The 13658-nt window shown below is 70.8% G+C and carries 14 protein-coding genes; 12 read left to right on the forward strand and 2 right to left on the reverse strand.

What is annotated here, in order from left to right; genetic code table 11:
* Window positions 1-228 precede the first annotated feature (228 nt).
* Window positions 229-1497 (reverse strand): IS701 family transposase, encoded by a 1269-nt coding sequence (locus AC5K6T_RS20485; RefSeq protein WP_493210994.1) that lies wholly within the window; start codon window positions 1495-1497, stop codon window positions 229-231.
* Window positions 1498-1550: 53 nt separating this feature from the next.
* On the reverse strand, window positions 1551-2312 hold the full coding sequence (locus tag AC5K6T_RS20490) for a DNA-methyltransferase (protein WP_493211061.1): 762 nt from the start codon (window positions 2310-2312) through the stop codon (window positions 1551-1553).
* Window positions 2313-2946: 634 nt separating this feature from the next.
* On the opposite strand from AC5K6T_RS20490, the gene AC5K6T_RS20495 reads away from it, so the two are divergent.
* The 12 genes from AC5K6T_RS20495 to AC5K6T_RS20550 all read left to right on the forward strand — a co-directional run bounded on the left by AC5K6T_RS20495 (window position 2947) and on the right by AC5K6T_RS20550 (window position 13655).
* Complete coding sequence (locus AC5K6T_RS20495) at window positions 2947-4074, forward strand: C40 family peptidase (protein ID WP_493211063.1); 1128 nt, start codon at window positions 2947-2949, stop codon at window positions 4072-4074.
* Window positions 4075-4144: 70 nt separating this feature from the next.
* A complete protein-coding gene (locus AC5K6T_RS20500) occupies window positions 4145-4453 on the forward strand; it encodes a DUF6112 family protein (protein ID WP_039649441.1) in 309 nt (102 codons plus the stop codon).
* Window positions 4453-5139 (forward strand): hypothetical protein, encoded by a 687-nt coding sequence (locus tag AC5K6T_RS20505; protein WP_493211066.1) that lies wholly within the window; start codon window positions 4453-4455, stop codon window positions 5137-5139. The genes AC5K6T_RS20500 and AC5K6T_RS20505 overlap by 1 nt, the downstream gene beginning before the upstream one ends.
* A 31-nt stretch (window positions 5140-5170) precedes the next feature.
* Window positions 5171-6541 carry an SCO6881 family protein gene (locus AC5K6T_RS20510; protein ID WP_493211068.1) on the forward strand — a complete coding sequence of 457 codons (1371 nt, stop codon included), beginning with the start codon at window positions 5171-5173 and terminating at the stop codon, window positions 6539-6541.
* 89 nt (window positions 6542-6630) lie between these two features.
* Complete coding sequence (locus AC5K6T_RS20515; protein WP_493211070.1) at window positions 6631-8100, forward strand: SCO6880 family protein; 1470 nt, start codon at window positions 6631-6633, stop codon at window positions 8098-8100.
* 43 nt (window positions 8101-8143) lie between these two features.
* On the forward strand, window positions 8144-8599 hold the full coding sequence (locus AC5K6T_RS20520; RefSeq protein ID WP_493211072.1) for a DUF6238 family protein: 456 nt from the start codon (window positions 8144-8146) through the stop codon (window positions 8597-8599).
* Between the two features lie 19 nt (window positions 8600-8618).
* Window positions 8619-10124 (forward strand): putative type IV secretion/conjugal transfer ATPase, encoded by a 1506-nt coding sequence (locus AC5K6T_RS20525; RefSeq protein ID WP_493211074.1) that lies wholly within the window; start codon window positions 8619-8621, stop codon window positions 10122-10124.
* Between the two features lie 102 nt (window positions 10125-10226).
* Window positions 10227-10418, forward strand: coding sequence for a hypothetical protein (locus tag AC5K6T_RS20530; RefSeq protein WP_493211076.1), 192 nt, complete (start codon window positions 10227-10229; stop codon window positions 10416-10418).
* Entirely contained in the window at window positions 10411-11775 is a 1365-nt protein-coding gene (locus tag AC5K6T_RS20535; RefSeq protein ID WP_493211078.1) for a hypothetical protein, read from the forward strand. Before AC5K6T_RS20530 ends, AC5K6T_RS20535 begins: the two co-directional genes overlap by 8 nt.
* An 87-nt stretch (window positions 11776-11862) precedes the next feature.
* Window positions 11863-12324, forward strand: a complete 462-nt coding sequence (locus AC5K6T_RS20540; protein ID WP_493211080.1) for a hypothetical protein — start codon at window positions 11863-11865, stop codon at window positions 12322-12324.
* Between the two features lie 26 nt (window positions 12325-12350).
* Window positions 12351-13124: a hypothetical protein gene (locus tag AC5K6T_RS20545; RefSeq protein ID WP_493211082.1), complete on the forward strand. Its 774-nt coding sequence runs from the start codon at window positions 12351-12353 to the stop codon at window positions 13122-13124.
* Between the two features lie 33 nt (window positions 13125-13157).
* Entirely contained in the window at window positions 13158-13655 is a 498-nt protein-coding gene (locus tag AC5K6T_RS20550; RefSeq protein ID WP_493211084.1) for a hypothetical protein, read from the forward strand.
* Window positions 13656-13658: the final 3 nt, after the last annotated feature.

The raw sequence follows: 13658 nt of genomic DNA on the forward strand, positions 1-13658 counted from the left end.
AGTACTACAGCCTCAGATCTTGAGTTTGTGATCGATTCTGTTCGGGTTGTCGCCAGGGACGGAGGCGGGCGGGCAGGGGGTCGCCGCGCCGTTTGTAGTGGCTGACGGTGGCCCGGGTCTGGTGCAGGGCTCGCCAGTGATGCTGCTGGAGGTGGTAGGCGTCGCTGTGGTGGGCGGTCAGGGCGGTGGCGGCGAGGAGACAGGCGAGGGCCGGGACGGTCAGCCGGATCAGGGGAAGGTGTTCCTTCCCGCTGTTGCCTGCGCTTTTCCCCCGACTGCCGGGTCTGGACCAGTGGGCCCAGCCGCAGGCTCTGGTTCCGGGTCGGGGTGGCGGGCGCGCTGGACGGTCAGGAAGGCCAGGGCGAGCATCGCGCAGGTCACGTGCCGGTGCCAGGAGGTCCAGCGGCGGACCTGGTACTGGCCGAGGCCGGTGATCTGTTTGGCAAGCTCGTTGTTCTCCTCGATCTTCCAGCGGACCCCGGCCCTCACGATCGCCTCGGTGACCGGGTCGCCGGCGGGGGCATGAACGAGGAAGTACGCGTACTCGAAGTCCACGAAGCCGCCGGCCAGTTGCTTCTTCTCGGTACTGCGGCGGATCAGCAGCTGGTGGGCGAAGCCGTCGGCCGGCATCTGTCCGGGCAGAGTGACCTCGAACCAGGCCCAGTCGTAGGCGCGCCGGCCCTTGGAGCCCTCGCCCTGGCTGCGGCGCTCCCACTGCTCACGCACCGTGGCGTAGTGCAGCAGATCACCGGCCGCCGCGACCTTCGGCAGGCGCAGCTTGCCCGGCGGGCCCTGAACCGGCAGGGAGACCGGCACTGCGAGCACGTAGCGGATCTTCTGCTCGTGCAGCCAGGACCTGAGGGCGGGGTCCTTGCCGTAGTCCGCGTCTGCGGCCACCCAGGAGAACGGCAGGCCGCCGGCCGCCGCGCCCTGGAGCATGGCGATGCCCAGGTGCGGCTTGGTGGTGAAGACGACCTCGTCGGGCACCCCGGCCGCCCGGCACCGCTCACGGTCCTTCGTCCAGGACTGCGGCAGGTACAGGCGCCGGTCGCAGAAGGTGTGGCCGCTCGCGGCGGCGTAGGTGAGCATCACCATGACCTGGCAGTTGCGGACGTCACCGGTCGTCCCGCAGTGCTGGTGGGCGACCCCGACAGACTTGTCCCCCTTCTTGATCACCTGGGTGTCGTCCAGGACCAGCGTCGCGTCCGGATCCCCCAACTCCCGCGCCACATACGCCTGCACCTCGCTCAGCAGCGCGTCCGCGCTCCAGGACGCCTCACCAAGGAACTTCTGAATCCGGTGCGGGGTGGCATGCCCGGCCCTCCCCGCCATCGTCCAGCCGTTCTTTCGGCCCAGGTCCGACAACAGCCCCTCGACGAGATCGGCGAACACCTCCCGCGGCTCCGGCCGGGCGAACAGATGCCCCAACCCGCCAGTCAGGACAGCCAGTCCCTCGGCCCAGTTCCCGACGTGTTCCGTACTCACATCCATCAGCATGACCGGACAACGATCAGCACCGATCACCAGTCACATGATCTGAGGCTGTAGTACTAGTCCTCAGGGCCAGCGAGAATGAAGTCTTCCCGCCGTGCGGTCTGTTGCATCGTTTCCAAAAGCCGAGCTTCGGCGATGTCGGCGTAGTGCTCCGAGAGTTCGACGCCAACGAACTTGCGGCCCTCGCGCAGAGCCGCGACGCCGGTCGTGCCGGAGCCGGTGAAGGGGTCAAGGACGGTTCCGCCCGGCGGGCAGATCTGCACCAGCTCCTGCATGACCTCCACGGGCTTCTGCGTGATGTGCACGCGGCCCTTCCGAGGCTGGCTCGCGGTGTAGAGGCCTGGCAGGTAGACGGGGTTCCGGTCGGGGTCGACCGGGCCCTTGGTGCCCCAGACGATGTATTCGCAGGACTGCTTGAGCCGGCCCTTCTGCGGGCGGGAGACCGGCTTGTGCCACGAGGCGATGCCGCGCCAGGTCCAGCCGGCGGCCTGGAGCGCGTCGGTGGTGGTGGGCAGTTGCCTCCAGTCGGTGAAGACGAGCGCGGCGCCCGACTCGACGGTGGCCCGGTAGGACTCGGTGAGCAGGAGGGTGAGCCAGAAGTCGTACGAGCGCTGGTCGCGGTTCTCCCCGGGGAAGTTGGCGAGGTCGTGCTCGGCGTCGCCCGAGGTGTACTTCGCGCGGGCACTGCGGCTGGTTCGTTCGCCGCTGGTTCGGCCACCGCTGTTGTAGGGCGGGTCCGTGATCACGGCATCGACGCTGTTGTCGGGGATGCCGGCGAGGGCGGTCAGCGCGTCGCCTCGATGCAGGGTGTACGGCATGGTGCGGTTCTCTCTTTCCGCGGGGACGGTCGTGCGGGATTCCGCGTTTCCGGAATACCGTGCACGTCGGCTTGATTCGCTCCCGGAAGCCACAGAAGCAGCCGCTGCGGAGAGCGATGGGCTGGAGAGTAACCACCATTCACGGCCGCACCTAATGGCGCTCTGCTGCCACATCACGGGCCTCGACTGCCAGACGAGGCGTCGTTTGGTGCGGCCGGAATTCGTCTCTACAGTCTCGCCGTGTTCGACGGATGGGGCTCAGCGCCCGCCCTGTTGAGCTGTGCTGATGGGTGTTACCTCGTCCAGGTGGCAGCACGGCAGCACTCACGAAGCGGCCTGAGATTTCGGCGAGGGGGATTCTGTGTGGCGTGTGAGATTAAGAGCGCGGCTGGCTGCCGCTCTCCAGTAACGGGGCTCCCAGGAGTCGGGAGTTAGCCGCTCCCGACTCTTGGAATCTCTATTCCCTGATCTCAGGTTCTGTGAATTTCCGACCGGTGCGGTGCCGGTGACCTTTCGACGAGAACGCTGGTGCCGCGCTGCCTAAGAGTAAGGAGCTGCTGATGCAGCATCCCCAGGCACGCCCTTCCCCGACGTCCGACTCCTGCGACCTCTGCTCGGCGGACGGCCTGCGGCCGTGAAGGCGGGCGCGGCAATAGTCGGGTCCGTGGCTCTTGGCCCACTGCTGCTGATCGCCCCGCTCGCGATGGCTCTGGCCGGCGCGAGCAGTGCCCAGGCCGCCTGTGCGAGCGGCGATGCACAGGCTGTGGATACCGCGGCGGTCGCCAAGCAGGTGGAGTCGATCCTCAAGGGCGGCGGGAAGGCCAAAGTGTCGGTCCCGGGGCTGGACGATCCCGCGGAGCAGATCCCGAACGCCAAGACGATCCAGGCCACCGGCGTCGCCATGAAGGTGCCGGCCCGAGGACAGATCGTGGCCCTGGCCACGGCCCTGCAGGAGTCGGGGCTGCGGAATCTGGACTACGGCGACCGGGATTCACTCGGTCTCTTCCAGCAGCGTCCCAGTCAGGGCTGGGGGACGGCCCAGCAGGTCCGCGATCCGGTGCACGCCGCGACGAGGTTCTACGAGGCGCTGCTGAAGGTCCCGGGCTGGCAGTCCATGACCGTCACGCAGGCGGCGCAGGCGGTCCAGAAGAGCGGCTTCCCCGACGCGTACGCCAAGTGGGAGCCGCTGGCCACGGCTCTGCAGAAGGCCATCGCCACGTCGCTGTCGGCGGAGTCGAGTTCCGGCGGGGGCGACGAGGGCGGGCAGTCGGATTCGAAGCCGGCCGGATGCGGCTCCGGCGAGGACGGGGCCAAGTTCGGTCCGATCCCCGCCGGGTCCGTCCCCAAGGACTACAAGATCCCGGCTGATGCGCCCAAGTCGGTCCACACCGCCATCCGCTGGGGTCTCGGTCAGCTCGGCACTCCGTATCAGTGGGGTGGCGCGTGTACCGATCCGCGCGGCCAGGACCCGATGGGCCGCTGCGACTGCTCGTCCCTGATGCAGATGTCGTACAAGGCCGGGGGCGTCTCGATCTCCCGGACCACGTACACGCAGGTCAAGGAGGGCAAGGCGGTCAGCGTCGATGCCCTCAAGCCGGGCGATCTCCTCTTCACTCGCGGCACGGCCCAAGTCCCGGAACACGTAGGGATGTTCATCGGTGACGGCCTGATTCTGCATGCTCCGCGTACCGGTGACGTGGTCAAGATCTCGACCCTCGCCGACTGGCGGCCGGACGTGCTCGCCGCCCGCCGGATCGTCTGACCGGCCCCCTTTCCCCCTCTCACTCCCCCCTTCCGGGCCTTCGCGCGCCCATATTCGTACTGGAGTTCCAATGAAGCTCATTCAGCACGCCCAGATGCTGGCGTACAACCCTGGCGTCACACCGAGCGAGGGCGGCCTACCCGGCCTCGACGTCCTCAAGAAGGTCATGGGCAGCATCAACCTCTTCGGCATAATCGCCACGGTTGGCGCCCTCGCCATCTCCGCCATCGTCTGGGCCTGGGGCCACCACAGCGGAGGCCACCAGGCCGAGGCCAACGGCAAGAAGGGCACGGTCGTCGCCGCCGGCTGCGCCCTCCTGCTCGGCGCGGCCAACGGCGTCGTCGCATTCTTCTCGGCGATGGGGACGCAGGTTCACTGATGCCGAAGAATCGTTTCTCTTCCGCCAGGGGGCGGAGGCACGGAGCCCCGTCCTCGGTTCTGCGCCGCGCCTCGATCGGCGGCATCGTCCTCGCTGTCCTGCTGGCCGTCGCCGGTCTGGTCGCGTACGTCACCCGTGCGGAGAGCCCGGCCGCGCCGAAGGCCACTCCCGCGCCGGCGTCCTCTTCGACGTCGCCCTCCCCTGCCGCCACCACGCACGCCGGGGTGGCGGTGGCCGCGCCGCCCAGGACGACGGATCCGATCGAGTTCGCCAAGGCCGCCACCAAGGTCCTGTGGACGTACGACACCCGGTCGTTCTCGCAGGCCGAGCACCTGACCGGTCTCAAGCAGTGGATGACCAGCGAGAAGAAGTACGCGGACTGGAAGTCGGTCTCGGACCAGGTGCCCAGCCCGGTGTTGTGGTCGCGGATGCACGACAACGGGCAGCACGCCGGTGCCACGGTCGGCGAGGGCCACTTCCCGCAGGCATTCAAGACCGCCCTGGCCCAGGACCCCGGCGCGATCACCGAGGCGTACGTCTACGCCGTCACGGTCACCGGCAAGCAGTCCATCGCCTGGAAGGGCTCCGGTGCCGGAGCCGAGTCCCGCTCGACGACCCTCGCCGTCCAGTGCCGACCGGACCGCGACTGCGCCCTCGTCGGCGTCCTGCCGAACGTCGCGCCGTGATCGCCCTCAACCTGTGTAAGGAGGTGCCCTCATGGGGGCTTGCGACCTTCCTCTGATGAGTACGGTCTGCGACACCGTAGGCGGTGTCGTCGGCGCGACCGGCGAAGCCGTCACGGACGGCATCGGTGCCTGGATCGCCAAGTCGATGGGCGAGATGGCCCAGGCCGCAGCTGACCTGGCCTCGAAGGCCGTCGACAAGACCACCGCCATCGATCTCAACGCCGAGTGGTTCAGGAGCAACTACGAGCTGATCCTGCCCATCGGCCTCATCCTCACCGTCGGCACGTTCTGCCTCCAGCTCACCCGCGCCGCCTGGCGCCGGGACGAACGTGCCCTCGCTCAGGCGGTGTACGGAACAGTGGCCGGCGTCCTGTTCGCGTTCGCCGCGATCGCCTGCACCACCGTCGCGATCACTGTGGTCGACGCGCTCAGCGCCGGCCTGTTCAAGGCCGCCAACAGCTCCGTGGACGACGCGGTACGCCGCATCATCAAGGTCAACGAGTTGGGGGCGATGTACAGCCTGGGCTGGGGCGTCCCCGCCATCGTCGCACTCGGCTGCGCGGTGGGCGCCTTCCTCTACTGGGCGGTGATGGTCGCCCGCAAGGTCGGCATCCTGGTCCTGGTCACCCTGGCCGTGTTCGCCGGGGCCGGCGGCGGCTGGGAGGTCGCGCGGCGCTGGCGGCGCGGCTGGATCGAGGCGACCAGCACCCTGATCGTCTCCAAGCTCCTGATGACGATCGTGTTCCTGCTGGGTGTCTCCGCCATGGGCAAGACCGACGCGAGCGACGGGCTGAGCGCCCTGTCGGACGCGATCGCGGGCATCGTCGTGATGGTCCTGGTGCTGCTCTGCCCCTACGCCACGTACAAGTTCGTGCACTGGGCGGCCGATGGCGGCGGCCACGACGATCTGCACCGCACCGGTGTCGCGGGTATGGCGGTCGCCGCGGGTGCGGCGAAGACCGCGGGGCAGCTCGCTGTGCAGGCCGGCACGGGGATGCGTGCTCCGCAGGGGCCGGCGAAGGTGCCAGGCCAGGGCTCCGGTGGCGTCGCCTCCGGGATCGACCCGACCGGCGGATCCGGCGGTGACACCGAGCCGAAGCAGACCCACTTCCGCTTCGGTGAGGATCCGAGTGCGACCGGCGACAAGGGCCGGGCGCTGATCCGCCGTCCTCCCACGGACGGCGACCGCGGAGTCCCGCTCATCCAGCGCCCCGGTGAGAGCCCGGCAGCCGACTCGGCGCCAGCGGTCTCCGGACCTACGCCACAGGGCGCCTCGGTCTTTGCGCCGCAGGTCACGCACCTGGACCCGCCGGCACCGCGGCGCAGCGGTCCTCCTCCGCAGGGTGGCGTCACCCCGCAGCGGTGGATCTATCCCGGGCCAGCGGACCGCTCGGGCTCGTAGCCCGGAGCTGACGGGGTGGGCCGAGGCCCGCCCGGCCCACCCCGTCTTCCTCTTCTTCCTTCTCCTCATGTTCCAAGGACGGCTTCGCCATGCTCTCTGACGCTTCTCACCCCGACGGTCCGGACACCGTCAAGTTCCCTCACCGCTCGCGGCGGGGCGTGCTGCTCGGCCTGTCGGCCCCTCAGCTGATCGTCGTCGCGGTCTGCGGTCTGCTCCTGCTCGGGGTGCTGCTCACCTCCGGTGTGACCGGGGCGCTCAAGCTCGTACCGCTGTGGGCCGTCGTCCTCGCGGCGGTCTTCATCCGCCACCGCGGACGGGCGCTCGCCGACTGGGCGCCGATCGCGATCCGATACGCGCTGCGCCGCTTCCGGGGGCAGCTGGTCTGGCTCGCCCGGCCGTCCACCCGGCCACGGCGAGAGGGTCTGCTCCACCTGCCCGGCACGGCCGCGTCCCTGCGGGTGGTGTCCTCATCGGACGGCTGCCTCGGCGCGGTGCACGATCCGCACCACGGCACCCTCACGGCCGTGGTGAAGGTCTCCTCCCGCGCCTTCGCCCTGCTCGACCCGGCCGCGCAGGCGGGCAACGTCTCCGGCTGGGGCCGCACGCTGGCCGCGCTCTCGCGCAGCGGGCACATCGCCCGCGTCCAGGTGCTGGAGCGCACGGTCCCCGACTCCGGCGACGCGCTCAACCGCTACTGGCAGGAGCACGGCAACGCCCAGACCCCGCTCGCCGGTCCGATCTACGGCGACCTGCTGGCCGCCGCAGGCCCCGCCGCCGCCCCGCACGAGGCGTACGTCGCCCTCGCCCTCGACCTCAAGGCCGCCCGCCGCCTGATCAACCAGGCCGGCGGCGGACTCACCGGAGCCTTCGCCGTACTGGCCCAGCTCGCCTCCTCCTTCGACCAGTCCGCCCGTACCTCCGGGCTCACACCGAATGGCTGGCTGCCCGCGCGCGAGATCGCCGCCGTGATCCGTACCGCGTACGACCCCAAGGCGTCGGCTGGCCTCGACCGGTGGTCCGACTCGGGCCGTCCGCAGGCCCACCCCGCTGCCGCCGGACCGGTCGTCCTGGTCGAGAAGGCCGACCGTATCCAGACCGACTCGGCCCACCACGCCACGTTCTGGATCGAGAACTGGCCGCGCATCGAGACCAGCCCCGGCTTCCTCCACCAGCTCCTGTTCACCACCGGCGTGCGCCGCACCCTCTCGCTGACCTACGAGCCCAAGGGGCTGGACGCCGCCCTGAAGGACGTACAGCGCAAGAAGGCCACCGTGATCGCGGACGCCGCCGAGCGGGCCCGCAAGGGCCAGGTCGACTCCGAGGAGGACTCGGTCGAGTACGCCGACATCAAGCAGCGCGAGCGCCAGCTCATCGCCGGACACGCCGACGTCGCCCTCACCGGCCTGCTCACCGTGAGCGCGGACACCCGCGAGGAGCTCAACGCCGCCTGCGCCGCCGTCGAGACCGCGGCCGTCGCCGCCCTCATCGACCTGCGCCTGCTGACCTGGCAGCAGGCCGAAGCCTTCACCAACGCCGCTCTGCCGCTCGCTCGCCCGTAGCGCGGCCCAGCACCACCGACCGCGCTCTACCGAAGGGCACCCCATGCCGACCGAGCCCCTGCCCGAACTGGCTTCGGACTTTGTCCCGTTCGCCACCGCCGCGCTCGACTTCCACCGGGCCATCAACATGCCCGTCGCCCCGGTCGCCGCCAGCCGCACCGAACTGGACTCCCTGCACGCCCACCTGGTCGCCCTGTACGGGCTGCTGGATGCGCACACCGCGCGGACCGCCCCGGTGGCCGGCGTCGAGGGCGATCACCTGAGGGCCTCCCGTGTCCGGCTGTGGCAGGCAGCCGAGCACCTCCACGCCGCCTATCACGCGGCCCCGCAGCGAGTCACCGGCCGCCTCCCCACGCGGGAGGCGTGCCGGGCCCGCCTTCCCGAGGGCGCACCCGACCTCACCATGTGCCAGCGCCACCTGGCCACCGCCGCCCGCGTCCGCCGTGACCACACCCCGGCCGACCTGCGCGACCCGTTCACCGGCCTGATCCGCCACTGACCACCGGAGCACCACCGCCATGCCCACCCGAACCACCCGCGCCAGCGCCAGTCCGCTGTTCGTCCCCCGCCAGACCGACCGTCGCACGGCCCGCGCCGCTCGCGACCAGTTCGCTGCCGCCCGCGACAAGGCCCGCCACGCCGCCCGGCCTGAAGCCCGCCGCACCGCGACCGGCATCGATCCCGAGCTGCGCGCCACCTACCCGGCCGCCGGCCGACCGGGTCCCGCCTCCGCCCGCGGCGGCCGGCTCAAGCTCCCCGCCCACCGGATGACCACCGCCACCGCGTCCGGCGCCTACCCCTTCCTCGCCGAGGGCGGTCTGGGCGCCCAGGGCATCTATGTGGGCCGCGACGTGCACGCGGAGGCCGCCTTCACCTACGACCCGTTCGCGCTGTACGGGCGGCTCGACGGCTTCACGAACCCGAACATCCTGCTCGCCGGGATCATCGGGATGGGCAAGTCCGCCCTGGCCAAGTCCCTCGCCGTGCGCGCCGTCGCCTTCGGCTACCGCATCTACGTGCCGTGCGACCCCAAGGGCGAATGGACCGTGGTCGCCCAGGCGCTGGGCGGGCAGACCATCGCCCTCGGCCCCGGTCTTCCCGGCCGGCTGAATCCGCTGGACGCCCCCGCCAGGCCGTACGGCGTCAGCGAGGAGGACTGGGCCGGCGAGGTCCGCAAGCGGCGCCTGCTGCTCCTCGGCTCGCTCGCGAAGACCGTTCTGCGGCGTGACCTGCACCCGATGGAGCACACCGCCCTCGACGTGGCACTCGACCAGGCAGTCGCCCACGCCGGGGCCGTCGGCACCACCCCGCTGCTCGGCGACGTCGCGTACGTGCTCGGCGCGCCCGAGCGGCTCGACGCCGCACTTGGTGACCTGTCCGGACGCCTCGGACGGGCGGCCGAGGACCTGGCCCACGCACTGCGGCGCCTCGTCCATGGCGACCTGGCCGGCATGTTCGACGCGCCGAGCACCGTGGCCTTCGACCCCGGAGCGCCGATGCTCTCCATCGACCTGTCCCGGCTCGGCGGCGCCGGCGACGACACAGCACTCGTCCTGGCGATGACCTGCGCCTCCGCGTGGATGGAGTCCGCCCTCTCCGACCCGACCGGCGGACGGCGCTGGGTGATCTACGACGAGGCATGGCGCGTGATGCGGCACGTCGCCCTGCTGGAACGGATGCAGAGCCAGTGGAAGCTCAGCCGAGGGCTCGGCATCGCCAACATGATGGTCATCCACCGCCTCAGCGACCTGCTCACCGCGGGCGACGCCGGCTCCCGGGGCCGCGCCCTCGCCGAGGGCCTGCTCACCGACTGCTCCACCCGCATCATCTACCGCCAGGAAGCCGACCAACTCGGCTCCGCCGCCGCCCTGCTGGGCCTCACCGGCGTCGAGACCCAGGCCGTCTCCGCCCTCACCAAGGGACGCGGCCTGTGGAAGGTCGCAGGCCGGTCGTTCATCACTCAACATCTGCTCCACCCGCACGAGCGCGAGCTGTTCGACACGGACGCCCGGATGCATACCTGAGCCGTCCGCTCCCGCTCACGCCCCGGGGAGCCAGCACGCGCCGCCCCGGCTCCCCCTCGCCCGTCGTCACATCACGCCCTCCGCACAGAAAGCCGCCCCGCCATGCACCTGAAGCGCACCATCCGTCGCGGCCTGCGCCGCCTCGTCCAGCTCTACGCCGACGCCGCTCGCGCCCACACCGCACACGGCCATGCCTCCGTAACCCCCAGCCCGTGCGATCCCGTGGACGCGACACAGCGAGGGACCGACCGGCGCCCCGACGCGCACGACGAGAGCGAGACCCGCCATGGCTGAGCTGGCATGGATCACGCTGGGCAAGCACCCCCAGCTCGGCCTCACCGCCTCCACCGTCCACGACGACTTCGGCTCCGCGCACCGGCTGTTGCTCGATGCCGGCTTCTCCACCGGGCATCCCGACTTCGCCTATGTCCTCGGCGACAGCCGTCCGGACGAGGTCCGGGCGACACTTCAGCAGCTCTACAGCGCTGTGGCCAGCCACTACGTCGCCATCGACGACGCCTCGCTCGACGGCCCCATGCCCACCAACCCGGCGCCGCCCCGTGGTTCAGAGCCCGCGCACCCTCCGACGCCGTCACCGCGCCGGCCGGACTCGCGGGCCGATCTCGCGGAGTTCGCCGAGGAACTGTCGGGCCGACTCCCCGGCTCCTGGACTTCCGCCGTCCACGAACACGTTGCAGAGGAAGGCCAGCTCCCGCTCAGCGAACGGGTATGGGATTACGGCCACGTCAGCTGGGCCCTCTCCGAATTCACCACACATCGAAGCGCCGTACTCACCAGTGACTCTGGCATCGAGCTCCTGGTCACCGACCGCCCCCTGCGCAAGCACGAGTTCCTGGTCGCCGCGTTCGAGCCACGAGGCAGCGGGTTCGAGACCACCACGAGGACACCTAACGGCATCGTCGTGAGCACCGACCCGGTGCGAGCGGCCTTCCGAGTGACAACCCGCCTGCTGCCTCGGTACCAGGAGGCCGTCCGCGAGACCCGGCTCAGCCAAGTCGCCAAGTCGGTGGCTGCCGGCCAGCGCGTTCTGGCCGAATGGGACGCGGTCTCGGACAGCCTGGTCGATGCCGATCACTGGCCGCTCGACGAGCGGTACGGCCTGCGCCAACAGGTACGGGACGCGGAAATGTGGGCGCAGTTCGCTCCCTTCCTCGAGCACGGTCCCACCCTGGTCGCGCACGCCGAGGAAAAGCTTCCTCTCCTTGATCCCGCGGAGCGTACGGCCGGGCGCTGGGCGTACCGGCTCCGTGCCTTGCGCGAGGCACTGGACGGCGGCGCCCGGGTGCAGGCCGAGTTCCAGGTGGTCGCCGAGGCGCTCCTGCCCGACCATCCTCGCTCGAAGGCGGTGTTCGCGGACGCCGTGGCCATGCGCAACGCCGAGGGCTGGCACTACTCCCTGACCTGGATGGACAACGCCGGCGTCCTCATCGACATCGCGCGCGCCGACAAGGCGCCGCCCGCGCCACTGACCCGACCGCTCCGTGCGCAGCCGGTCCGGTCGACACGCGCCGAGGCTGCCCTCTCCTGGTCACCACAGGCCGCTCGCCAGATCACCGCGGCGATCGAGAAGAACGCCGGTCCGTCGGCTCCCCGCTTCTTCAACTCCAGCAGGCCGCCGCGCTCACGCTGACTAGCGCGAATCCAAGGCCACACCAAATCCGCCTTCGGCCGCATCCTCGTCCTCCGCACGGCCCCGACCTCTGCGAGGTGCATCTTCGTGGCGGAAACACGTCCGCACATCACCGTCGGCCATCACGACCAGTACGGCGTCGTGGCGGCGACGTCGCACGACAACCACGTCGCCGAGCACATCCTGCGGCTCGTCGGCTTCGAGCGGCTGCCCGGCAGCACGCTGTACGGGCTGACCGATCCGCAGCGTGACCCAGTACGGCGCGGGGCGCAGGCGGTCCAGTCCCTGCGGGCCGCGCAGTACAGCGTCAAAGCCGATGTCGCGTACGACCTCCAGCCCCATACCCGGATCGGCACGGGCCAGGGCCTCCTGGAGCGGCTGGAGAAACCTTCCGCCTCAACGGTGGCGGCCTCGGCCCAGCGGCGCAGGTCCGAGGCCGCCACCGCCATCTCTCCGGCCCGCGCGACCGCGATGCCGGCGCGGCAGCCCGGCGTCGCCGTCGAGTACCGCCCTGCCACCTCCACCCCGCAGCCGGTCCGCACCCGCTAGACCGCACCCAGCAAGGAGCCCGCGCGATGACTCTGCAACTCGAACCGGACGTCGCGTTCGGAATGCACCCCGACTACGGGGTGGCCGCCGCCGTCGCGGACGCCCGACCGTTCCTCGACGAGGTCCTGCGCAAGCACCACTTCCGCTACAGCGAGTACCTCGAGGTCTACCTGCTGGCGGACAACACTCCCCACAACACGGCGGTACGGACCGTGGCCAGGGCGACCCGCGAATTCCAGGACGCCGGTCTGTCCGTCGCAGCCGATCCAAGGATCATGATCCCGCCGCCGGTCCCGACTCCGGATGGTGTCCCGGCGCGGGCGACACGGCCCGGCCAGTCCCTGACTGCGCTGACCGGCGAACTGCACGAGCTGCGTCGCGCGGCGGACGTCTCCGAGGTCCTAGGCGAGATCCTCGACGAACACCACGGCGTCGTGCTCGACCTGGAGGAGTTCATCGACACGGCCGCCGCCTGGTGTGAGCGGCTCGACACTCCGAACGGTCACGAGCTGGGCCTTCATCTGCGCAACATCGCCCATCACGTCGCCTTCCTCGGCGACCAACTCGTCGGCGCCCAGCTCGAACTGGCCGTCATGCCCGACGTGACCCCCGAGAACGCCCCGCCCCTGGCCGAGGTGCCGCTGCCCGAGCGGCAGGAGTGGCTCCGGGTGACGCACACCGCGCGAGCGCGCGCCGCCATGGCGTCGTCCCCCAACCGCCCGGCCAACGCCCCGAAGCCGCAGAACGAGCCGGTGCCGCGCCTCCAGGCCACGCCGACCGCCCCGATTCGTACGCGCTGATCCGCCCTTTCCGACGTTCAAGGAGTCCGGCTCATGGCCGTGAAGAAGTTCTGGACCATCGACCACGCCTGCGGTCACACCGCCGAGGCCGATCTCTCCGACCGTCCGGCCGACCGCCGTGCCGGATACGCCCGCTGGCTCGCCGGCCGGGACTGCGCCGACTGCTGGCGAGCCTTCCGCCGGGAGGACACCGAGGCCACGGCCGAGTGGCTCGCGAAGCAGAGGGTGACCGAGCAGGCCGAGGCCGAGGCGTGGTCCGAGCAGTACCGCATGCCCCCGCTGGACGGCACCGACCGCGCGGTCGCCTGGGCCACCCGCTGTCGCCACCAGCTCGTCTCCTCCGCGTACACCGCGCTCGTCGTCGAGGGAACCACGAGCGAAGCGGAGTGGGAGGCCATCGAGAACGCCGTACGGCCGCTGACCCGCGCCGGCTGGTGGCTCGATCAGCGCGATGCCGACCCCGCGGACCTGCCCGAGCTGCTGGACGCCGCCTCCGCGAGCGACCGGCCGACCGAGAACCCCCACTTCTGAACG

It is taken from the genome of Streptomyces sp. B8-7, from assembly GCF_058833805.1.